This window comes from Streptomyces sp. NPDC050448, from assembly GCF_040655295.1.
Lineage (GTDB): Bacteria > Actinomycetota > Actinomycetes > Streptomycetales > Streptomycetaceae > Streptomyces.
The window spans coordinates 554,735-576,300 of the sequence record NZ_JBFAJR010000001.1 but is presented as its reverse complement, the minus strand read 5'-3'; the positions used below and the strand labels follow the sequence as shown (position 1 = coordinate 576,300).

The following is a 21,566-nucleotide window of genomic DNA, read 5'->3' as shown; positions in this document are numbered from 1 at the left end:
GGGCGCGTCACCGGCACAGGGTCCAAATGTCACCTTCTGTGGTGGTCCGCTACACGAAATGGTGTGTGTGCGCGGCCACTTTCAACCCGAACCGAAGGAAACGGGAGCCTCGAACGCTGCTTTCCGCACCGCCCGCCGCAGCGCCTTCAGCAGCGTGCCGCCGACCGCGAGGGTCAGTACGACGGTCAGTGCGGCCCGTCCCAGGTCCCAGCCCAGCGAGGTCGCCGCGCAGTACGCGAGGAAGCGCGTCAGATTGGCGGCGACCGGATCCCCTGGGTGGAAGGAGATGCCCTGGCCCATGCCCTGCAGGAGCACCCAGCCCTGCAGGTTCATGATCGTGCCGTACGCGAACGAGCCCACGAAGCCGTACGCCGCCAGCATCAGCAGCTCCGCCTGGCCCCGGATCCTCCCCCAAGCTCTCGGCTTCGCTCGAGCAGGGGGGACCCCCATCGCCCCGGGCAGCAGCCCGGCGCCCAGCGAGAACCAGCCCATCGCCAGCATCTGGAACGGCATCCAGGGCCCGACCCCGCCCGTGAGCAGGGCGGAGGCGAACATCGTGACCGAGCCGAGGACGAAGCCGAAGCCCGGGCCGAGGACGCGGCCGCTGAGCACCATCAGGAAGAACATCGGCTCCAGGCCGGCCGTGCCCGCGCCCAGCGGCCGCAGCGCGGCCCCGACCGCGGCGAGCACCCCGAGCATCGCCACCGCCTTGGCGTCCATGCCCTGGTCGGCGATGGTCGCGACGACGACGGCCACGAGGAGGGGGAGCAGCGCCGCGAAGAGCCAGGGGGCGTCCTGGGAGTGGGCGAGGCCGGACTGGCGGCCGGCGAGGAGCGGCCAGCCGAAGGCCGCGATGCCGATGAGGGTGACGAGGAGCAGTGCGGCGGCGGCGCGGGGGCCGATGCGGAGGGGGCGGGCGGGGTGGACGGGGCGGGCGGGGTGGTTCACGGCGTGGCCTCGTCGTCGGCCAGGGCCCGTGCGACCTGGGTCACCGTGAGCCAGTGGCCCGGGGCCAGGATCTTGGCCACCTGGGGGGCGAAGGCGGGGGACGACACGACGACCTCGGCGGTCGGGCCGTCCGCGACGATCTCGCCGCCGGCCAGGATCACGACCCGGTGGGCCAGCTCGGCGGCGAGCTCCACGTCGTGGGTGGCGAGGACGATGGCGTGCCCGTCGGCGGCCAGCGCCCGCAGGATCTCGATCAGGCGGGCCTTGGCCGCGTAGTCCAGACCACGCGTGGGCTCGTCGAGCAGGAGCAGGGCGGGCCGGCCGGTGAGTACGAGGGCCAGGGCGAGGGCCAGGCGCTGGCCCTCGGAGAGGTCCCGGGGGTGGGTGTCGTCGGGTACGTCGGGCAGCAGCTCGGAGACCAGGGCCCGGCAGGTGCCGGGCGGCCGGCCGGCGTCTGCGTCGGCGGCGGAGCACTCGGCGGCCACGGTGTCGGCATAGAGGAGGTCGCGGGGCTCCTGCGGGACGAGGCCGACGCGGCGGACCATCTCCTGCGGAGCGGTGCGGTGGGGGGTGCGGCCCCCGACGGTCACCGTGCCGGTGGTGGGGGCGAGTGTGCCGATGAGGGTGGCGAGGAGGGTGGACTTGCCGGCGCCGTTGCGGCCCATGAGGGCGATGGTCTCGCCGGGCGCCACGGAGAGGTCGATGCCGTGGAGGACTTCGGCGCGGCCGCGGCGGAGGGAGAGGGCGGTGACGTGGGCCACCTGCTCCGCGGTGTCGCTGCCGCTGTGGGTGCCGGTGCCGGTGCCGGTGCCGTTGCCGGTCCCGGAGGCGGTTGCGGGGGTCGGCTCGCTCCGGCGGAGCAGGCGGGCCAGGATGCCGGGGCGGGGGGTGGGGCCGCTGCGCGGGGCCTCTTCCCCACCCCGCCCCTTCCCGAACCCGGGGCTCCGCCCCAGACCCCGCGCCTCAAACGCCGGCGGGGCTGGGTGGCGCGGCGCGGCCGGGTCGGGCAGCGGGCCCGGGGCGGCCGGGGACACCGGCGGGCCCGGCGTGGCCGACGGGCCGGGGGCGGTCGGCGGGGCCGGGGTGGGCGCCGGGCCCGGGGAGGCGGGGGACACCGGCGGGGCCGGCGTGGCCGATGAGGGCGGGGTGGCTGACGGGCCCGTGGCGGTTGGCGGGGCCGACGTGGCCGACGGGCCGGGGGCGGTTGGCGGGGCCGGCGTGGCTGACGGGCCGGGGGCGGTTGGCGGGGCCGGGGTGGGCGCCGGGCTCGGGGAGGTGGGGGACACCGGCGGGGCCGGCGTGGCCGATGAGGGCGGGGTGGCTGACGGGCCCGTGGCGGTTGGCGGGGCCGGCGTGGCCGACGGGCCGGGGGTGGTTGGCGGGGCTGGGGTGGTCGGTGGGGATGGGGTCGGGCTCGGGGAGGTGGGGAGGCGGGAGAGGAGGGAAGTGGAACGGCGGCGGGCGTCGCGGACCGAGAGGGGGAGGGGGGACCAGCCCGCGAGGCGGCCCAGGGCGACCACCGGGGGGTGGACCGGGGAGACCGCCATGATCGAGGACGGGGTGCCGAGGACCGGCGCCGCGCCCGGGGCCGGGAGGAGCAGCACCTGGTCCGCGTACTGGACCACCCGCTCCAGGCGGTGCTCCGCCATCAGCACGGTGGTGCCCAGGTCGTGGACCAGGCGCTGGAGGACCGCGAGGACCTCCTCGGCCGCCGCCGGGTCCAGCGCAGACGTGGGCTCGTCCAGGACCAGCACCTTCGGGTGCGGGGTCAGGACCGAACCGATCGCGACCCGCTGCTGCTGGCCGCCGGAGAGGGTGGCGATGGGACGGTCGCGGAGTTCGTTCAGGCCCAGCAGGTCCAGGGTCTCCTCGACCCGGCGGCGCATGACCGCCGGGGCCAGGCCGAGGGACTCCATGCCGTACGCGAGCTCGTCCTCGACCACGTCCGTCACGAAATGGGCGAGCGGGTCCTGGCCGACCGTGCCCACGACATCGGCGAGCTCGCGCGGCCTGTGGGTGCGGGTGTCGCGGCCGGCGACCGTGACGCGCCCCCGCAGCGTGCCCCCGGTGAAATGCGGGACCAGGCCGCAGACGGCACCGAGGAGGGTCGACTTGCCGACGCCCGACGGGCCGACCAGGAGCGTGAGCTCGCCCTCCGGGATCACCAGATCGGCGTCGCGGAGGGTGGGTTGCGCGGCGCCGTCGTACGTGACCGACACCTGCTCGAAGCGGATCACTGCGAGGCCTCCTTCGGAGGTACGGGCGCCACGAAGGCGGGGAGCAGGCCGATGAGGATCGCGGCCGCCGGCCACAGCGGGAGCGTGGGGGCCACGAGGGGGACGACGCCGGGGTGCAGGGCGTCCGGGTCGACGGTCCCGGCGTGGACGAGGACGGCGGCGACCGCCGCACCCGACCCGGCGACCAGCCACGCCCGCCACCCCCACCGGTCGGGCCGGTAGCGGGTCCGGATGCTGCGCCGCCCGCCGAGGCGCAGGCCCGCGAGGGCCAGGACGAGGCCGATGAGGAGAACCGGCAGCCCGTACGCGGCACCCTCCGCGGCGAGCAGCCCGTACGTGCCCGCGCACATGCCGAGCAGGCCGCCGAGGGTGAGCGCGTTGGTGGTGTGCCGGACGGTGGGCGGGACCTGCGCGGTACGGCCGTAGCCGCGGGCGTCCATCGAGGCGGCGACGGCGACGGAGCGCTCGAGGGCGCCCTCCAGGACGGGCAGGCCGATCTGGAGGACCGCCTTGACACCGCCGGTGGGGCGGCCGCGCAGGCGGCGGGCGGTCCGTAGACGGGCGACGTCGGCGACCATGTTCGGCGCGAAGGTCATGGCGACGACGACGGCGACGCCGGCCTCGTAGAGGGCGGCCGGGAGGGATTTCAGCAGCCGGGCCGGATGGGCGAGGGCGTTCGCGGCGCCGACGCAGACGAGGAGGGCGGCCAGCTTGGCGCCGTCGTAGAAGGCGAAGACGAGCTGCTCGGCGGTGACGCGGCCGCCGACGCGGATGCCCTGGGCCGCCCAGGCGGGGAGCGGGAGCTCGGGGAGGGTGAAGAGGGTGTGCGAGCCGGGGATGGGGGAGCCGAGGAGCACGGAGAAGACGAGACGCAGGGCGATGACGAAGAGGCCGAGTCTGAGGAACGCCCCGTAGGAACGGGCCCAGGGGGCGGAGGTCCGGCGGGCGGCCACGACGTAGCCGGCCACGCCGACGATCAGGCCGAGGAGGAGGGGATCGGTGGTGCGGGAGGCGGCCGTGGCGAGGCCGAGGGCCCAGAGCCACCACGCTCCCGCGTGCAGGGCGTTGCCCCGGCGGGCCTGCGGCGGCGCCACCCGGTGGACACGGCCCTTCTTGTACGTCGGCCAGGACGCGGGGCCGGTCGGCCCGGCCGGTCCGGGCCCGGCCGGGGGCGCGTCGCCGGGTGCGGGACGGCGGGTCCGCCGCCCGGCCTGCGGCCGGGCCCGGTGCGGGCTGGCCGGGGACGGCCGCTCGGCGGTGTCCGGGTTCACCGGGCCGGGGTGTTCGGCCTGTGCCGGGAGCGGGGTGTCGGCCGCGGTCGGTTGGTCGGCGGTGTCCGGGTTCACCGGGCCGGGGTGTTCGGCGGGGGGTGTCATCGGCGGCGGCGGGATTGCCAGACTGCGGCTGCCGCCAGGGCGGCGACCGCCGCCAGGCCTGCCAGGAGGCCCGCCGACGGGCCTCCGTCCTTGGTTTCGGCCTGCGCCGACGGCTTCGGTTCCGCGTCCGTCATCTGTTCGCCGCAGCCCTGCTTCGGGTAGCCCGACACCGCGCACAGCAGCGCCGCGCTGTTGTAGCGGAGCGGCTTGGCGACCGCCGCCAGGGCCTCGGCCGCCGTGGCGTCCGGGGCGACCTGGGCGCAGGCCGTGCGCGGGGTGCCCTGCGGCGGGGTGTCGCCCGCCGGGGCGTCCGCCGGGACGCCGAAGTCGACGACCACCGCGATCCGCTTGCGGCCCTCCACGGCCGGCGTCGACGCGCAGACCGGCGCGAAGTCGGCCGCCGCGCGGGGCGTCGCCGCCTCGGCCGCCGCGTCCTGGCTCACCGCGAAGCGGAAGCCCAGGGACGCGCCGTCCGCCGGACGGGCCGTCGAGGGGCCCTGCGTGGCGTACTGCCACTGGCCTCCCGCGCCCTCCCAGAACGACCAGTAGCGGTAGCCCGCCGCCAGCGCGGGGGAGGACGCCAGGAGGGTGAGGAGGATGCCGAACGCGAGGGCCGCCGGGGTCAGGCCGCGGCGCATCAGAGCTGGTTCTTCTTCCGGCGGCCGCTCAGCAGGACGCCGATGCCCATGCCGGCCGCCAGGCCCGCGCCGACGATCCACCAGATGTTCGTGCCGGAGTCCGACGTGTCGGCCTTGGCCTTCGCCGCGGCCGTGTCGCCCGCCTGCGGGGCCGGGCCCGTCGCGTTCAGCGCCGTCACCAGGTCCGTGCCGCCGAACGCCCTCGGGTCCGTGCCCGTCGCGTGCGCGGCCAGCACCAGGGTGCCGAGGGCCGCCGGGCTGCCCTTGGCCCACTCCGCCGAGTTCGCCTTCAGCCACTCCAGCGCGCCCGCCGCCGACTGCTGGTGCCCGGCCGCGGCCAGCGCGATCACCGCGTCGGCGGTGTTGCCGGTGTCCGGGGTCGGCTGGTCGGCGCCGGGGGTGACGGCCGTCAGGTGGCCGTCCTTCTTCAGCGCCTCGGCCAGGTAGCCGGCCGCGCCCTGGGCGGCGGTCGCCGGGTCGGCGGCGCCCGCCGGGCAGGCGAGCGCGGCCGCGGGGGTGTCCGTGGAGGCGGGGGCCACGAGTGACCCCTGACCGAGGCCGGCCAGGACCGCGGCGGCCGTGGCGTCGGCGTTGGCCGGGAGTTTGCCGTCGGCCGGCTGGTACCCGAAGGCGCCCTGGTCGGCGGCCGGCTCGGTGGCGCAGCCCAGCTGGAAGGCGAGCAGGCCCTCGTACGCGGACTTGCCCGCCTTCGACTTGACCTCGGCCGGCGTCTCGCCCGCCTCGGCCAGCGCGCTGATGACGATGGAGGTGGAGTTGCCCTCGCTCGGCGTGCCGGGGACGAAGGCCCAGCCGCCGTCGTCGTTCTGGACGGACTTCAGCCAGTCCGCGCCCTTCTGCACCGCCGCGTCCTGGCCGCCCAGCGCCTTCAGCGCCTGCACGGCCATCGCGGTGGCGTTGGTGTCGAACATCGTCTTGTCGTCGCAGGCCGCGCCCGCGTCCGCGCGGAACGAGGCGAAGCCGCCGTTGGCGCACTGCTGGCCGACGAGCCAGCCGACGGCCTGCTCGGCGGGCTTGACGCCGACCGTGTGCTGGGCCAGCAGCGCGAAGGACTGCCGCCACACGCCGTCGTACGTCGGGTCGTTCTTGCCGTACAGCCCGGAGGGGATCACCGGGGCCGGCGGGGCGGAGGGGGAGGGTGCGGCGAGGGCTGCGGGGGCGGCGCCCACGCAGAGCACGGCGGAGGCGGCGAGCGCAGCAGCGCTGCGGCGGACGTTCATGGGGGCGGGTGCCTCTCGTGCTGGGGAGCAGGAGGCAGGCGCGCACAGGGCACCGGGCTCCGGCTCCGTGTACCTCGACGGTGCCGGCCGCCGGGGCTCCGGCGACGCGAGCCGCGCACCTCGCGTACGGGGCAGTCCGGCTCCCCGCCCGGCGGGGCCGGGGCGGGTCACGGTTGCGGGTCAGCGCCGGAATTGCACCGGCTTCCCCCCGTACGGAAGGGTGGACGACGGCCTTACTGTACCGGCCCGTAGTAGCCCGGAAGGGTGGCGTCGGGCCGCAGCGCCCCTTACCGGAGGGCCCGCCGTCACAGAGCGCGGTACGTGACCGGGTCGCTGCCCGGGACGGCTTCGGCCCGGCCCTGCTTCACCAGCCGCCGCAGATGGGCTTCCGCTTCCGAGACGGCGATGGTGCGGGAGCCGTACGGGATCTGCTCCCAGGGCCGGTTCCACTCCATGCGCTCCGCCAGCACCCACGGGGTCAGCGGCTCGGCCAGCAGCTCCCACAGCCCGGTCAGCCGGTCCTCGTGGTGGCGGAGCAGTTCGCGGACGCGGGCCGGGGCGTCGGTGAAGGCGTGCTGGTGGGCCGGGAGCACCTCGGCGGGGTCGAGGCGGCCGATGCGTTCGAGGGAGTCGAGGTAGTCGCCGAGGGGGTCGGTGACCCGGGTGTCCTCCGGGTGCTCGTACAGGCCGACGTGCGGGGAGATCCCGGGCAGCAGGTGGTCCCCGGAGAAGAGGCGGCCGTTGCCGGGGAGGTTCGCCGGGTGCCGCTCCTCCAGGTGCAGGCAGACGTGGCCGGGGGTGTGCCCCGGGGTCCAGATGGCGCGGAGCCGGCGCCCGGCGAGGGGGAGCAGCTCGCCGGGGACGATCTCCCGGTCGGGGACGGCGGCCCGCAGCCCGGGCAGGTGGGGGCCCCTCCCATGCCGAGGGCCATGGGGGAGCGCGCGGCCGCCGGAGCGCGCCGCCCGCAGGGGCGCGATGTGTTCCTCGGGGGCTCCGGCGGCGGCGAGCTTCCCGCTCATGTAGTCGAACCAGACGCCGGGCTCGGCGGCCCGGGTCCGTACGACGACCTCGGTGTCGGCGGCGTGCATGGCGATCCAGGCGCCGGAGGCATCGCGGACCCGGCCGGACAGGCCGTGGTGGTCGGGGTGGTGGTGGGTGATGACCACGCCGTGGATGTCGGCGACCGCGATGCCGAGTGCGCCGAGGCCGGCGACGAGGGTGTCCCAGGACTGCGGGTCGTCCCAGCCGGTGTCGACGAGGACGGGGCCGCGGTCGGTGTCGAGGACGTGGACGAGGGTGTGGCCGAGCGGGTTGTCGGGGATCGGGACCTTGATGCCGCGGACACCGCCGCCGTGGTCGGTGACGTGCGGCCTGATGGGGGGCGTGTCCTGGGGTGCGGTGGGCCGTGCGGCCTGCGATGGCGTGTCCTGCGGCATGAGGGCTCCCTGTCTGCGCCCGGCCGCGTCTGCCGCCGCCCGGCTCACTCTCACGAGAACGAGTTGCAGTAGTAGCCCAAGTCGACCATCTGGGGGCCGTTCTGACTAGTCGTTGGATCTTCCGGGCCGTTCCGTCCTGGCCGTGGACTCCTAGAACTAGAACTGGTATCAGTTCGGGAACGCCAAGCCGCAGGAGGCATCAGCCATGACCGAGCTCGTGGAACACGGACACCTGTTCATCGGCGGGGAGTGGACGGATCCGCTGGGCACCGACACGATCGAGATCGTCTCCCCCCACACCGAGCAGGTCATCGGCAGCGTCCCGCACGCCTCCCGCGCGGACGTGGACCGCGCCGTCGCCGTCGCGCGCCGGGCCTTCGACGCGGGCCCCTGGCCCCGGATGTCCCTCGACGAGCGGATCGCGGTCGTCACCCGGATCAAGGACGCGATCGCCGTCCGGCACGAGGAGATCGCCCGGTCGATCAGCTCCCAGAACGGGTCCCCGTACTCCTGGAGCGTCCTCGCGCAGGCGCTCGGCCCGATGATGGTCTACGACGCCGCGATCCAGGTCGCGCGCGCCTATCCGTACGAGGAGCACCGCCAGGGGGTGCTCGGGCCGATCCTGGTGCGCCGGGAGCCGGTGGGCGTGGTCGCGGCCGTCATCCCGTGGAACGTGCCGCAGTTCGTGGCCGCCGCCAAGCTCGCGCCGGCGCTGCTGACGGGGTCGACGGTGATCCTGAAGCCGTCCCCCGAGTCGCCGCTGGACTCGTACATCCTCGCCGACATCGTGCGGGAGGCCGGGCTGCCGGAGGGCGTGCTGTCGATCCTGCCCGCCGACCGGGAGGTCAGCGAGTACCTGGTCGGCCACCCCGGCGTCGACAAGGTGGCGTTCACCGGCTCGGTCGCGGCCGGCAGGCGCGTGATGGAGGTCGCCGCCCGCAACCTGACCCGGGTCACGCTCGAACTCGGCGGCAAGTCCGCCGCGGTGATCCTGCCGGACGCCGATCTCGAGTCCACCCTTGCGGGGATCGTCCCGGCGGCCTGGATGAACAACGGGCAGGCCTGCGTGGCCCAGACCCGGGTGCTCGCGCCGCGCAGCCGGTACGAGGAGGTCGCCGAGGCGCTCGCGGCCGCGGCCGGCGCGCTGGTGGTCGGCGACCCGCTGGACCCGGCGACGCAGCTCGGCCCGCTGGTCGCCGAGCGGCAGCGGCAGCGGTCGCTGGACTACATCCGGATCGGGCAGGAGGAGGGCGCCAAGGTCCTGGCGGGCGGCGGCCGCCCGGCCGGCCTGGACCGCGGCTGGTACGTCGAGCCCACCCTCTTCGGCGACGTCGACAACTCGATGCGGATCGCCCGCGAGGAGATCTTCGGGCCGGTCGTCTGCCTGATCCCGTACGGGGACGAGGCGGAGGCGGTACGGGTCGCCAACGACTCGGAGTTCGGGCTGAGCGGCAGTGTCTGGACGGGGGACGTCGGGCACGGCATCGAGTTCGCCCGGCAGGTGCGGACGGGCACGTTCAACGTGAACACCTTCAGCCTGGACATGCTGGGGCCGTTCGGCGGTTACAAGAACAGCGGTGTGGGGCGGGAGTTCGGGCCCGAGGGGCTGAGCGAGTACCTGGAGCACAAGATGATCCACCTGCCGGCGGGCTACGCGGCGGGTGCGTGACCGCCATGGGCGACCGGTGGCACGTGGAGGTGGACCGGGGGGTCTGCATCGGCTCGGGGATGTGCGTGAACCACGCGCCGGAGGGCTTCGCGCTGGACTCGGCGCGCCAGTCGCATCCGCGGGAGCCGGAGACGGACGCGAACGAGCCGGTCCTGACGGCGGCGGAGGGCTGCCCGGTGGAGGCCATCATGATCACCCTGGCGGCCTCCGGGGAGGCGGTGTTCCCCCCGGAGGAATGAGGCCACGCCGTCTCCGCCGCCGGACCCCACGAGCCCGGCGGCGGAGACGGCGAGGGACGCCAGGGGCCGAGGGGCTGAGGACGGTCCCGTCCGGTCTCCCGCTGCCCGCTGCCCGCTGCCCGCTGCGTACCGGCGGGATCAGGACTTTCGCGCGGCCGCACCGGCAGGCGGCTCCGCGCCCGGGGCCGTCAGGTCGATCAGACGGCAGACCGTTTCGATGTCGATCTTGACCTGGGCGATCGAGGCGCGGCCCGAGAGCCAGGTGATCAGTGCCGAGTGCCAGGTGTGCTCGATCACCCGGACCGCGGAGAGCTGCTCCGCCGTCGGCGGGGCCTCCAGGCCCATCGCGTCCAGGATGATCGCCGTGGTCAGCCGGGACACCGTGTCCACCTCCGGGCTCACGCTCCGGTCCGCGAACGTCAGTGCGCGGACCATCGCGTCGGCGAGGTGCGGCTCCCGCTGCAGGGCTCGGAAGGCCCGCATCAGCGTTTCCGCGACCCGGGCCGCCGGGTCCTCGCCCGCCGGGGGCCGTTTGCGGAGCGTCGTGTGCATGTGCTGGAGCTGGTCCTGCATCGTCGCGACGAGCAGGTGCACCTTGGACGGGAAGTAGCGGTACAGGGTGCCCAGCGCGACCCCGGCCGCCTCGGCGACCTCCCGCATCTGGACGGCGTCGAAACCGCCCCGACTGGCCAGCTGGGCGCTGGCGTGCAGGATCCGGCGGCGGCGCGCCTCCTGGCGCTCCGTCAGGGGAGGGGACGCCGTCATGGCGACGGCTTTCGCATCCGCTGTCATCTGTCCCGTTCCATGGCGTTCCGTGTCGTTGCGGTGCTGATTTCCGGGCTGTTCGTGTGTTGATCGGCAGCCAGCATGGCAGGCGCCGAAGCCGTGGCGCGAATCACCTGCTCCGCCTCTTACGGTGTGGTTTCCGGCCGGTAGATTCAATGGTCTTCGACGGATCAAGTCTGAAACTTGTTCTACATTATGCGAGCGGTTACGCTCCGGCGAAAGTGCAGGGAGATGGGGGCCGAGAGTGACCGCTGAGGCCATGGTGACGAGCCCTTTCGCGGGTTCCGCCACCGACGGCGACCGCCCGTTGCGCATCGCACTCCTCACCTATAAGGGGAACCCGTTCTGCGGCGGCCAGGGCGTCTACGTCCGGCACCTCTCGCGGGAGCTCGTGAGGCTGGGGCACTCCGTCGAGGTCATCGGCGCGCAGCCGTACCCGGTCCTCGACACCGGCGCCACGCTCACCGAACTTCCGAGTCTCGACCTGTACCGGCAGCCCGACCCCTTCCGCACGCCGAAGCGCGACGAGTACCGGGACTGGATCGACGCGCTCGAGGTCGCCACCATGTGGACCGGCGGATTCCCCGAGCCGCTCACCTTCTCGTTGCGGGCCCGGCGCCATCTCGCCGCGCGCGCGGGCGAGTTCGACGTCATCCACGACAACCAGACGCTCGGCTACGGCCTGCTGGCCGACCTCGGCGCGCCGCTGGTCACCACCATCCACCACCCCATCACCGTCGACCGGAAGCTGGACCTGGCCGCCGCCAAGGACCGCATGAAGCGGGCCTCCGTCCGGCGCTGGTACGCCTTCACGCACATGCAGGGGCGCGTCGCCCGCCGGCTGCCCTCCGTGCTGACCGTCTCCGGATCCTCCAAGCAGGAGATCGCCGAGCACCTGGGCGTGCGGGACGAGCGCATCCACGTCGTCCACATCGGCGCCGACACCGACCTGTGGTCGCCCGACGCGTCCGTCGCCGAGGTGCCCGGGCGGATCGTCACCACCTCCAGCGCCGACGTCCCGCTCAAGGGGCTCGTGCACCTCGTCGAGGCGCTCGCGAAGCTGCGGACCGAACAGCCCGACGCCCACCTCGTCGTCGTCGGCAAGCGCGCCGAGCAGGGTCCGGTCGCCCGCGCGATCGAGACGTACGGGCTCCAGGACGCGGTCCGCTTCGTCAAGGGCATCACCGACGCCGAGCTCGTCGACCTGGTGCGCAGCGCGCAGGTCGCCTGCGTGCCCTCGCTGTACGAGGGCTTCTCGCTCCCCGCCGCCGAGGCCATGGCCACCGGCACCCCGCTGGTCGCCACCACCGGCGGTGCCATCCCCGAGGTCGCCGGCCCCGACGGCGAGACCTGCCTCGCGGTGCCGCCCGGCGACGCGGGCGCGCTGTCCGCCGCGCTGGGCCGGCTGCTGGGCGACCCGCAGCTGCGGGCCCGCCTCGGCGCCGCCGGACGCGAGCGGGTGCTGGCCCGGTTCACCTGGGCCAGAGCCGCCGAGGGCACCGCCGCGCACTACCGCGCCGCCATCGAGCAGGCAGCCGGCCGCGCCCGCCGCGCGCGGTGACCTTCCGCTTCATGTTCCTCCCCCGCCAGCCCCTCCACCCCCTCCACTCCCGCGACCGCGAAGGCAGGACCCCGTGCTGACCGTCGATTTCTCCCGGTTCCCGCTCGCCGCCGGCGACCGTGTGCTCGATCTGGGCTGCGGCGCCGGCCGGCACGCCTTCGAGTGCTACCGGCGCGGCGCCCAGGTGGTCGCAGTCGACCGCAACGGCGAGGAGATCCGCGAGGTCGCCAAGTGGTTCGCCGCCATGAAGGAGGCCGGCGAGGCCCCGGCCGGCGCCACCGCCACCGCCATGGAGGGCGACGCGCTGGCCCTGCCCTTCCCCGACGAGTCCTTCGACGTCGTCATCATCTCCGAGGTGATGGAGCACATCCCCGACGACAAGGGCGTGCTCGCGGAGATGGTCCGCGTCCTCAAGCCGGGCGGCCGCATCGCCATCACCGTGCCGCGCTACGGCCCGGAGAAGATCTGCTGGGCACTGAGCGACGCGTACCACGAGGTCGAGGGCGGCCACATCCGCATCTACAAGGCCGACGAGCTGCTCGGCAAGATGGAGGCCGCCGGCCTCAAGCCGTACGGCACGCACCACGCCCACGGGCTGCACTCCCCGTACTGGTGGCTCAAGTGCGCGTTCGGCGTCGACAACGACAAGGCGCTGCCGGTGAAGGCGTACCACAAGCTCCTGGTCTGGGACATCATGAAGAAGCCGCTGGCCACGCGGCTCGCGGAGCAGGCGCTCAACCCGGTCATCGGCAAGAGCTTCGTGGCGTACGCGACGAAGCCGCACCTGCCCGTCGGCGCGGCGAAGTGAGCTCGCCCGGGCGCACCGAACGCCTGGTCCTGGACGGCGTGCTGACCGCCGAGGAGGCCGCCGGGACGGTGACCGGCATCCTCGCCGCGCAGCGCTCCGACGGGGCCATCCCGTGGTTCCGCGGGCACCACCTCGACCCGTGGGACCACACCGAGGCCGCGATGGCGCTGGACGCCGCGGGCGAGCACGCGGCGGCGGAGCGGGCGTACGACTGGCTGGCCCGCCACCAGAACGCCGACGGCTCCTGGTACGCGGCCTACGCCGACCGGCCGGACGGGGTGGACACCGCCGAGCCGCAGGACGCGAGCCGCGAGAGCAACTTCGTCGCGTACATAGCCGTCGGGGTCTGGCACCACTACCTGGCCACCGGCGACGACCCGTTCCTGGACCGCATGTGGCCCGTCGTCTACGCGGCGACCGAGTTCGTACTCGGACTCCAGCAGCCGGGCGGCGAGATCGGCTGGAAGCGCGAGGCCGACGGCTCGGCCGTCAAGGACGCGCTGCTCACCGGCTCCTCCTCGATCCACCAGGCGCTGCGGTGCGCGCTGGCGATCGCCGAGTACCGCGAGGAGCCGCAGCCGGACTGGGAGCTGGCGGCGGGGTCCCTCGGGCACGCGATCCGGCGGCACCCGGAGCGGTTCCTGGACAAGTCCCGGTACTCGATGGACTGGTACTACCCGGTGCTGGGCGGTGCGCTCACCGGCGCGGAGGCGAAGGTGCGGATCGAGGAGCGCTGGGACGAGTTCGTCGTCCCCGGCCTCGGAGTGCGCTGCGTCCTGCCGAACCCGTGGGTGACGGGCGGGGAGTCCTGCGAGTTGGCCCTCGCCCTGTGGGCGATGGGCGAGTCGGACCGGGCGCTGGAGATCCTGCGGTCGATCACGCACCTGCGCGCGGACAACGGCATGTACTGGACGGGCTACGTCTTCGAGGACAAGGCGGTGTGGCCGGTCGAGCAGACGACCTGGACGGCCGGGTCGCTGCTGCTCGCCGTGGCCGCGCTGGGCGGCGACGAGGCCACCGGGGCGGTGTTCGGGGGGCTGGAGCTGCCGTCCGGACTGGAGCCGGACTGCTGCCGGTAGGACCCCGTACGACGGCCCGTCGGGCCGGATGATGCGGGCGGGTCGCGGACCGCGCCACTCGGGAGAGCCGAACGGGTTCCCCAAGTGGCGCACCCCGGGGCCCCGGGTGACGCTGCCGGGGAGACACCTCACTCCCCGGAGGAAACCGTGTCCATACCCAGAACCTCCCGACTCCGCCGCGCAGTCACGGCGCTGGCCCTGTCCACCGCGCTGGTCGCCGGAGGCACCGCATGCGGCAGCGGCGCCGGCGGCAGCAGGGGCCAGCGCGAGGCCGTCCCCGTATCCGTGGCCGAGCCGGCTGCTGCCGACGGGGCGGTCACCGCACAGGAGGTCGCCGACGAGGCGCTCGCCGCCGAGCCCACGCCCAGCACCTCCGCACAGAAGCAGAAGTTCGCCAAGACGCGCTTCGTCGCCAACGCGGGTCTCGCGGCCGGGGCGACGTACCAGTGGATCATCAAGCCGTACCGTGCGGGCAAGTTCAAGAAGGGCGCCAAGGGCCGTACGTTCGCGCTCGTCAAGGCGGGCCTCGCGGGCGCCTTCGTGTACAACCGGCTGAAGGCGGCGGCGGACAACGCCAAGGGCGACCCGCTGCTGTCGAAGGCGGTGGCCCCGCTGGCCGCGGGCATCGCGTCCCTCAAGGGCCTCGGCTCCAAGCTGCGCAAGGGCGACGCGGGCGATGCCGACATCGGCTCCTTCGAGGACGTCATCAACGGCGTCAAGGACGCCGGTCAGAGCGCGGGCGCCACGGTGACCGACAAGGTCCCGAGCACCTCCCAGCTGAGCGGCGGATAGGCCTGCGGCGGGGCGGCGGGCCGGACGGGCAGCGTTGCCCGGCCGGCCCGCCGCCCTGCCGTCCCGCTCGTCCGCCCGCCTGTTTCAATGGGCGGATGATCGAGTTCCTGGTGGCTCTGGCCGCCGCCGTCGGGGCCGGGTGGCTCGTCCGACGCAGGCATCGGCAGCGGCCCGCCGCCGGGAGCCCGGAAGGGATCCCGTGCATGGCGCGGCACCCGGCCGGCGCGGGCCGCTGGCGCATCGGCCGGGTGTTCGGCGGCCCCGGCGGGGCCCGCTGGGTGCCCCGGCGCGGTGAGCCCGTACCGCTGCCCGGCGGCCGGTCCACCGGGGTGCGGGCGCCGTCCGTGAAGGAGGGCGTCTCCATCAACCCCGGATCGCGGATCGTGGCCTGCGCGTACGGCAACGGCGCGGGCGGCGCGGGCGGCGCGCACGGCGGGACCATCGAGATCGCCGTCATGCCGCTGGACCTGCGGGAGCTGCTGGAGGCCGTCCCGCAGTCCGGGGCGGACACCCCCTAGCTGTTGAGCTCGGCGAGGACGCGCAGGGTGTGCGGGTCCGGGGCCGTCAGGAGCAGGTCGGTGACCGGGCCCCCCCGCCACAGGTCGAGGCGTTCGGCGATCCGCTCGCGCGGCCCGATCAGGGAGATCTCGTCGGCGAACGCGTCCGGGACGGCGAGGACCGCCTCCTCCCTGCGCCCGGCGAGGAACAGTTCCTGGATGCGGCGGGCCTCCTCCTCGTAGCCCATCCGCGCCATCAGGTCGGCGTGGAAGTTGCGGGCCGCGTGGCCCATCCCGCCGATGTAGAAGCCGAGCATCGCCTTGACGGGCAGCAGACCCTCGGCCACGTCGTCGCAGACCTTCGCCCGCGCCATGGGCGCGATCATGAAGCCTTCGGGTACGTCGGCCAGGGAGGCCCGGTAGACGTCGGTGCGGGCCGGCGACCAGTACAGGGGCAGCCAGCCGTCCGCGATCCCGGTCGTCTGGGCGATGTTCTTCGGGCCCTCGGCGCCCAGCAGGACCGGCAGGTCCGCGCGCAGGGGGTGGGTGATGGGCTTCAGCGGTCTGCCGATGCCGGTGCCGTCCCCGCCGCGGTACGGGTGGCTGTGGAAGCGGCCGTCGAGGGTGACGGGCCCCTCGCGGCGCAGCACCTGGCGGACGACGTCGACGTACTCGCGGGTCGCGGTGAGCGGGCTCGCGGGGAAGGGGCGGCCGTACCAGCCCTCGACCACCTGGGGGCCGGAGAGGCCCAGGCCCAGCATCATCCGGCCGCCGGAGAGGTGGTCCAGGGTCAGGGCGTGCATGGCGGTGGCGGTGGGGGTCCGGGCGGCCATCTGCGCGATGGCGGTGCCGAGGCGGATCCGCGAGGTGTGCGCGGCGATCCAGGTGAGCGGGGTGAAGGCGTCGGAGCCCCAGGCCTCGGCGGTCCACACCGAGTCGTAGCCGAGGTTCTCGGCCTCGGTGGCGAGCTCGAGGTGGGCCGGGTCGGGGCCGCGGCCCCAGTAGCCGAGTGCGAGTCCGAGGCGCATGTGCGTCCCCTCCAGCCGTATCTGACGATGCGTCAGGTGACTGTAGGGCAACGGCCCCCCGCCCGGAAGGGCGGGGGGCCGTCGAGGCGCTGCACCGGTCGGCCCGGCGCGGGGTCAGCCGCGCTGGATGCCCGAGGTGTCGTTCAGGACGCCGCGGCGGCCGTCCTGGGTCTGGGCGATCAGCGTGGCCGGGCCGCGCTGGTCCACCGCCAGGTACCAGGTGCCCGGCGCGAGTTCGGCGAGCGGGGTGGGGGAGCCGTCCTCGGGGAAGAGGGGGCGGGCCACCGGAACCGCGAACCAGAACGGGGTGAAGTCCGCCGCCGGGGCGGGCGCCGCGTCCTGCGGGGCCGGAGCCGGGGTCGGGGTGCCGCCGTACGCCGGCATCGGCTGCGGGGTGGCCCCGTACGGCTGCGGCTGCTGGCCGCCCGGGTAGCCGTACCCGGTGCCGGGCTGCGGCTGGGCCCCGTACGGCGCGGGGGCGACGGGCTTCGGCTCCGGCATCAGCGCACCGGCGAGCGCCGGGACCTTCTCGCCCGCGACGGCCACACCGGCCAGCGCGAGGGCGGCGAGGAAGGCGATGATGCAGCCCGCGCCGATGCTGAGGCGGCTCGGGGTGATGATCAGGGCCCAGAGGGAGGACCAGGCGGCCGCGACCGCGAGCACCGTCCCCCAGGCGGCCAGCGGCAGGCCCGCGAGCTTGCGGCTCTCCGGCTGGAAGCGGCCCGCGATCAGCAGACCGGCCGCGATGAAGCCGAGCAGGAAGATCGCGGGAAGCGCCAGACCGAACGAGTCGGTGTCCCACGCACTGGGCGCGTCCACGCCGGTCGCGGTGTAGAAATCGAGGAACGAGGCGATGAACAGCAGCGCCGCTGCTCCGATCACCACGCCGTCGCCTCGAGTGAGGGAGCGGATGTTCACGTCTTAGGTGTCCTTCTCGGTCTCGGTCGTCTCGTGGTGCCGCGGTCGCACGTGCAGGAGCGGGGCGGGCGGGACCATGGTACGGAGGTTCCCCGCGGCCGAGAGGATCGGGGGCGGCAGGCTGTCCCGGTGGGACTACCCGCCCAAGAAGCCGACGATGCCGTCCGCGATGCCCTGGGCCGCCTTCTGCCGCCACTCCGGACTCGTCAGCAGCGCCGCGTCCTTGGCGTCACGCATGTTGCCGCATTCGATGAACACCTTGGGCCGGGTTGAGAGATTGAGTCCGCCGAGATCGTCGCGGACGACCAATCCGGTGCCGCTGCCGAGGTAGTTGGCGGGGGCGGAGCCGGTGGTCCGGGCGAAGTTCGAGGCGATCCGCTCGCCGAGGTCCCGCGAGGGTCCGACGATCGGGGCGGTGTCCGCGGCGCCGCCCTTGACCTTGGCCGGGAGGATGATGTGGTAGCCGCGGTTGCCCTCGGAGACGCCGTCCGCGTGGACCGAGACCACGGCGTCGGCGGCGGCCTCGTTGCCGATGCGGGCGCGCTCGTTGATGCAGGGGCCCCAGGGGCGGTCGGCCTCGTGGGTGAGGACCACCTTCAGCCCCTTGGCCTCCAGGACGGCACGCAGCCGGCGGGACACGTCGAGGGTGAACTCGGCCTCCATGTAACCGGAGTTGGTGGTGGTGCCGGTGGTGTCGCACTCCTTGAGGTTGGTGCCGATGTCGACCTTCTGGTCGATCTCGGAGGTGTGCTTGAAGTTGCCGGTGTTGTGGCCGGGGTCGATGACCACGGTCCGGCCGGCGAGCGGGCCCTTGGCGGGGCCCCGGGTGGCTGAGGCCGAGGCTGAGCCCGAGGCATGCGGGGCGGTCGCGGCCGCGGTGTCCGTCGCGGAGGCGGCCGGCATCACGATCCGCGGCGGGCGGGCGTCGTCCGCCCCCGCCCCGGTCGTCACCTGGACGAGGACCCACCCGGCCAGGGCGGTCGGGGCGAGCACGGCGGCCCCGACGGCGAGGCCGGAGCGGCGTGCGAACCACCGCCGCTCCGGGCTGACCGAGGAGGCGGACTCGGGGGAGGGGGGGCTGTCGTCGTAGGGCACGTCGCGATGCTAGACCGGCTGCCGGCCGCTGGCGCGGACCGTGGGCCATCCGGGGGCGTGGTGTGGTTATCGGCCTATATGCGGATTAGCCCGGACGGGCCGGGCCGCTGCCCGGGCCGGGCCGCTGCCTCGCCGGGCCGCTGGCGCTGCCCGCGCCCGCGCGCCGCTGCCGGGCCGGGCCGCTGGCGTGCCGGGCCGCTGCCATGCCGTGCCGGGCCGCTGCCTTGCCGTGCCTGGCCGGGCCTGTCGTGCCGCTGTCGTGCCTGCCGCTGCCCCGTCTGGCCGGGGCGGCCGGGCCCAGCCGGGCCGGGCTGCGCCGGGTCTCCGGGCCGCGCCTGGCCGCTGCCGCTGCCGCTGCCGGGCAGGGCCGCTGCCCGGGCCCAGCCGTGTCGGGCCGCTGCCCGTGCCTGGCCGGGGCGGGGCGGGCGCGGGCCGGCAGGGGTTCTCAGATGCCCGGGGCGATGCGGCGCAGGACGCGGAGGGAGTCGGTCACCGAGACCTCCTCGAAGGCGCCGGAGGCCAGGGCGCGCAGGTAGATCCGGTACGGGGCCTGGCCGCCGTCGGCCGGGTCCGGGAACACGTCGTGGATGACGAGCGTGCCGCCCTCGGCGACGTGCGGGGCCCAGCCCTCGTAGTCGCGGGTGGCGTGCTCGTCGGTGTGGCCGCCGTCGATGAAGACGAGGCCGAGCGTGCCGCCCCAGGCCGCGGCGACCTGCGGGGAGCGGCCCACGATCGCGATGACGTGGTCCTCCAGCCCGGCCTTGTGCAGGGTGCGGCGGAAGGTCGGGAGGGTGTCCATCAGCCCGACCTCCGGATCCACGACCGACGGGTCGTGGTACTCCCACCCCGGCTGCTGCTCCTCGCTGCCCCGGTGGTGGTCGACCGTGAAGGCGGCCACCCCGGCCTCGCGGGCGGCGTCGGCCAGCAGGATCGTGGAGCGCCCGCAGTACGTGCCGACCTCCAGCAGCGGCAGCCCCAGCGCCCCCGCTCCGGCGGCGGCCTCGTACAGGGCCAGGCCCTCGCGTACGGGCATGAACCCCTTGGCGGCCTCGAAGGCGGCGAGGGTCTCCGGCTTGGGGGTGGCCATGTGTTCCTCCGGGGTGGGGGTGCGGTGCGGGTGGGCGGCCCATGGTGCCTTACCCGCTGGTAGCGCACCATGCCGGGGCCCTCCGGGGGCGGGTGTACCGCTGCGCGGAGCCGTCTCCCCGCCCCGCCCTTTCGCCTCCACCCGGGCTCCGCCCGGACCCCCGTGCCGGTGTGGCGCTGTTGCCGGGGGCTGCCCCTGGGCCCCGCGCCTCAAGCGCCGGCGTGGCTGGGTTGGGCTTGGCTCGGAGGCCGGGCGGGTTAGCGCTGTTGCCGGGGGCTGCCCCTGGGCCCCGTGTCTTGAGCGTCGGCTGGGTTGGGTTGGGCTTCGCTCGGGCGCGGGGTGGGTGTGGCGCGGTTGCGGGGGCTGTCCCTGGGGTGCCGTGTCTCGAGCGTCGGCGGGGCCGGGTGGTGGCGTCTCGGTATGATCCCCCTCCTTATCGGGGGAGGGGGCAGGCCGGTATGGATCGTCTGGGTCCGTCGGATCCGGCGTACGTGGGGCCGTTCCGGGTGGTCGGTGTGCTCGGGCAGGGCGGCATGGGCCGCGTCCTGCTGGGCGCCGCGCCGGACGGGCGGCTCGTCGCCGTCAAACAGGTGCACGACCGCTTCGCCCGCGACGACGGGTTCCGCGCCCGGTTCCGGCGCGAGGTGACGGCCTCGCGCCGGGTGTCCGGCGCCTACACCGCGGCCGTGATGGACTCCGACGCGGACGCCCCCACCCCGTGGCTCGCCTCCGTGTTCGTGGCCGGGCCTTCGCTCGGGGCCGCGGTGGAGTCCGCCGGCGTGCTGTCCGAGGAGTACCTGCGCCGCCTCGCGGCGGGGCTGGCCTCGGCGCTGGCGGAGATCCACCGGGCGGGGCTGATCCACCGGGACCTCAAGCCGGACAACGTGCTGCTCGCCGAGGACGGCGTACGGGTCGTCGACTTCGGCATCGCACGGGCGGTGGACGGCGAGGGCAGCACCGGGCTGACCCGGACCGGCTGGGTGATCGGCTCGCCCGCGTTCATGTCCCCGGAGCAGGCCGAGAGCAAGGAGCTGACCCAGGCCGCCGACGTGTTCTCCCTCGGCTCGGTGCTGGTCAAGGCTGCGACCGGCAGCAGTCCGTTCGCGGGGACATCGACCCTTCAGACGCTGTACGACGTGGTCCACGCCGTACCCGACCTCAGCGGCGTCCCGTCCGGGCTGCGCCCGATGGTCGAGCGGTGCCTGGCCAAGGACCCGGCCGCCCGCCCGACTGCGGCCGGGCTGCTCGACCTGCTCGGTCCGGTCGCTCCCGCCGGTCGGCAGTGGCCGCCCGTCGTGTACGAGATGACCGCCGCGCAGCGGGCCGAGATCGACCGGCTGCTCGGCGGCGAGGCCCCTGCGGTCGCGAAGGCGCCGGACCGGGAGCCGGAGCGGGACCCGCAGCCGCAGCCGCAGCCGCAGACCGAGCCGTGCCCCGCTCGGGCCCACGTCTCCGACGGGGCGCCGCCGGTGGTGCCGCCGGCGCCTACGGGCCCGGCCGCCTCCTGGGGCCGGGCCGCACGGGTGGCGGCCGGCGCTGTGCTGGTGGCCGGCATCGTCGCCGCGGCCTCCTCGCTGTGGCCCGAGGGCGGGGCCGGATCCCCGGCCGGGAAGGGGAAGGCCACCGGATCGGCGGCGGCTTCTGCTCCCGCTTCTGCTCCCGCTTCCGCATCCCCCGTCGCCGACAGGTACTCGGGGATTCCCACCTGCGCGGAGATGGCAGCGAAGTTGCCCGACGGGCGGACCGCGGCCGAGGACCGCCATGCCGAGGACGTCGACACCAAGCAGACCAGCTGCACTTGGCATGCCTCCGGCCCCTCCGGGCCGCCGACCGAAGTGGTCGTGTGGGACCTGCTGCTCAGCGGCTGGGGACTCGACCACGCGCTCGACGAGCAGCGCAGCCGCTTCAGGGCGGCATGGAGCGGCAACAGGCCCGCAACCGGTGTCGGTGACGAGGCCTACTGGGTGGACAAAGGGTCTGCCACCGTCTGCGCTCTCGCCGTCCGCGACCGCAACCTCACCGTCAGCGTGACGCTCGCGCTCGCGCGACACCCGGGTTCGTCCTGTGAGCAGGACGCCATGAACCTCGCCCGAACCGCGCTGGCGGCGGTGCTCCGCTGATCAGCCCGGGACGG

19 protein-coding genes and 1 riboswitch are annotated in these 21,566 nt (G+C 74.9%); of the genes, 8 read left to right on the top strand and 11 right to left on the bottom strand.

The genetic code is table 11. From position 1 onward, the window contains the following. Positions 1-81: 81 nt before the first annotated feature. From AB0I68_RS02650 to AB0I68_RS02625, 6 genes are all read right to left on the bottom strand, one after another. Entirely contained in the window at positions 82-948 is an 867-nt protein-coding gene (locus tag AB0I68_RS02650) for an ECF transporter S component (protein WP_363175328.1), read from the bottom strand. After that, entirely contained in the window at positions 945-3,185 is a 2,241-nt protein-coding gene (locus tag AB0I68_RS02645; protein WP_363175327.1) for an ABC transporter ATP-binding protein, read from the bottom strand. The genes AB0I68_RS02650 and AB0I68_RS02645 overlap by 4 nt, the downstream gene beginning before the upstream one ends. Continuing rightward, the gene (locus tag AB0I68_RS02640; protein ID WP_363175381.1) at positions 3,182-4,279 is read right to left on the bottom strand and encodes an energy-coupling factor transporter transmembrane protein EcfT; all 1,098 of its coding nucleotides are present in this window, start codon (positions 4,277-4,279) and stop codon (positions 3,182-3,184) included. Before AB0I68_RS02640 ends, AB0I68_RS02645 begins: the two co-directional genes overlap by 4 nt. Before the next feature lie 278 nt (positions 4,280-4,557). Beyond that, the gene (locus tag AB0I68_RS02635) at positions 4,558-5,199 is read right to left on the bottom strand and encodes an SCO2322 family protein (RefSeq protein WP_363175326.1); all 642 of its coding nucleotides are present in this window, start codon (positions 5,197-5,199) and stop codon (positions 4,558-4,560) included. Further along, positions 5,199-6,437, bottom strand: a complete 1,239-nt coding sequence (locus tag AB0I68_RS02630) for a prenyltransferase/squalene oxidase repeat-containing protein (protein ID WP_363175325.1) — start codon at positions 6,435-6,437, stop codon at positions 5,199-5,201. The genes AB0I68_RS02635 and AB0I68_RS02630 overlap by 1 nt, the downstream gene beginning before the upstream one ends. 129 nt (positions 6,438-6,566) lie before the next feature. Further along, a riboswitch (cobalamin riboswitch) is annotated at positions 6,567-6,645 on the bottom strand. A 97-nt stretch (positions 6,646-6,742) separates the two neighbouring features. Further along, positions 6,743-7,873, bottom strand: coding sequence for an MBL fold metallo-hydrolase (locus AB0I68_RS02625; protein WP_363175324.1), 1,131 nt, complete (start codon positions 7,871-7,873; stop codon positions 6,743-6,745). A gap of 205 nt (positions 7,874-8,078) precedes the next feature. On the opposite strand from AB0I68_RS02625, the gene AB0I68_RS02620 reads away from it, so the two are divergent. Further along, a complete protein-coding gene (locus tag AB0I68_RS02620) occupies positions 8,079-9,542 on the top strand; it encodes an aldehyde dehydrogenase (protein ID WP_363175323.1) in 1,464 nt (487 codons plus the stop codon). Between the two features lie 5 nt (positions 9,543-9,547). Continuing rightward, on the top strand, positions 9,548-9,781 hold the full coding sequence (locus tag AB0I68_RS02615; RefSeq protein ID WP_363175380.1) for a ferredoxin: 234 nt from the start codon (positions 9,548-9,550) through the stop codon (positions 9,779-9,781). Between the two features lie 138 nt (positions 9,782-9,919). Here AB0I68_RS02615 and AB0I68_RS02610 read toward each other — a convergent pair whose 3' ends face one another. Continuing rightward, complete coding sequence (locus AB0I68_RS02610) at positions 9,920-10,573, bottom strand: TetR family transcriptional regulator (RefSeq protein ID WP_363175322.1); 654 nt, start codon at positions 10,571-10,573, stop codon at positions 9,920-9,922. Positions 10,574-10,811: 238 nt separating this feature from the next. Here AB0I68_RS02610 and AB0I68_RS02605 point away from each other — a divergent pair, with 238 nt between their 5' ends. The 5 genes from AB0I68_RS02605 to AB0I68_RS02585 all read left to right on the top strand — a co-directional run bounded on the left by AB0I68_RS02605 (position 10,812) and on the right by AB0I68_RS02585 (position 15,325). After that, entirely contained in the window at positions 10,812-12,128 is a 1,317-nt protein-coding gene (locus AB0I68_RS02605) for a glycosyltransferase family 4 protein (protein ID WP_363175321.1), read from the top strand. Between the two features lie 73 nt (positions 12,129-12,201). After that, positions 12,202-12,936 carry a class I SAM-dependent methyltransferase gene (locus AB0I68_RS02600; RefSeq protein ID WP_030156375.1) on the top strand — a complete coding sequence of 245 codons (735 nt, stop codon included), beginning with the start codon at positions 12,202-12,204 and terminating at the stop codon, positions 12,934-12,936. Continuing rightward, a complete protein-coding gene (locus AB0I68_RS02595; protein WP_363175320.1) occupies positions 12,933-14,015 on the top strand; it encodes a prenyltransferase in 1,083 nt (360 codons plus the stop codon). The genes AB0I68_RS02600 and AB0I68_RS02595 overlap by 4 nt, the downstream gene beginning before the upstream one ends. A gap of 153 nt (positions 14,016-14,168) precedes the next feature. Next, the gene (locus tag AB0I68_RS02590) at positions 14,169-14,807 is read left to right on the top strand and encodes a hypothetical protein (protein ID WP_363175379.1); all 639 of its coding nucleotides are present in this window, start codon (positions 14,169-14,171) and stop codon (positions 14,805-14,807) included. Between the two features lie 95 nt (positions 14,808-14,902). Next, a complete protein-coding gene (locus tag AB0I68_RS02585; protein ID WP_363175319.1) occupies positions 14,903-15,325 on the top strand; it encodes a hypothetical protein in 423 nt (140 codons plus the stop codon). Here AB0I68_RS02585 and AB0I68_RS02580 read toward each other — a convergent pair. The 4 genes from AB0I68_RS02580 to AB0I68_RS02565 form a co-directional block, all read right to left on the bottom strand. Further along, positions 15,322-16,332, bottom strand: a complete 1,011-nt coding sequence (locus AB0I68_RS02580) for an LLM class F420-dependent oxidoreductase (RefSeq protein WP_363175318.1) — start codon at positions 16,330-16,332, stop codon at positions 15,322-15,324. The genes AB0I68_RS02585 and AB0I68_RS02580 overlap by 4 nt on opposite strands. A gap of 114 nt (positions 16,333-16,446) precedes the next feature. Beyond that, the gene (locus AB0I68_RS02575; protein ID WP_363175317.1) at positions 16,447-17,250 is read right to left on the bottom strand and encodes a hypothetical protein; all 804 of its coding nucleotides are present in this window, start codon (positions 17,248-17,250) and stop codon (positions 16,447-16,449) included. A 135-nt stretch (positions 17,251-17,385) separates the two neighbouring features. Continuing rightward, positions 17,386-18,345 (bottom strand): N-acetylmuramoyl-L-alanine amidase, encoded by a 960-nt coding sequence (locus tag AB0I68_RS02570; RefSeq protein ID WP_363175316.1) that lies wholly within the window; start codon positions 18,343-18,345, stop codon positions 17,386-17,388. A gap of 445 nt (positions 18,346-18,790) precedes the next feature. Further along, a complete protein-coding gene (locus AB0I68_RS02565) occupies positions 18,791-19,432 on the bottom strand; it encodes a class I SAM-dependent methyltransferase (RefSeq protein WP_363175315.1) in 642 nt (213 codons plus the stop codon). Positions 19,433-19,890: 458 nt separating this feature from the next. Here AB0I68_RS02565 and AB0I68_RS02560 point away from each other — a divergent pair, with 458 nt between their 5' ends. Further along, complete coding sequence (locus AB0I68_RS02560; RefSeq protein ID WP_363175314.1) at positions 19,891-21,552, top strand: serine/threonine-protein kinase; 1,662 nt, start codon at positions 19,891-19,893, stop codon at positions 21,550-21,552. Positions 21,553-21,566: the final 14 nt, after the last annotated feature.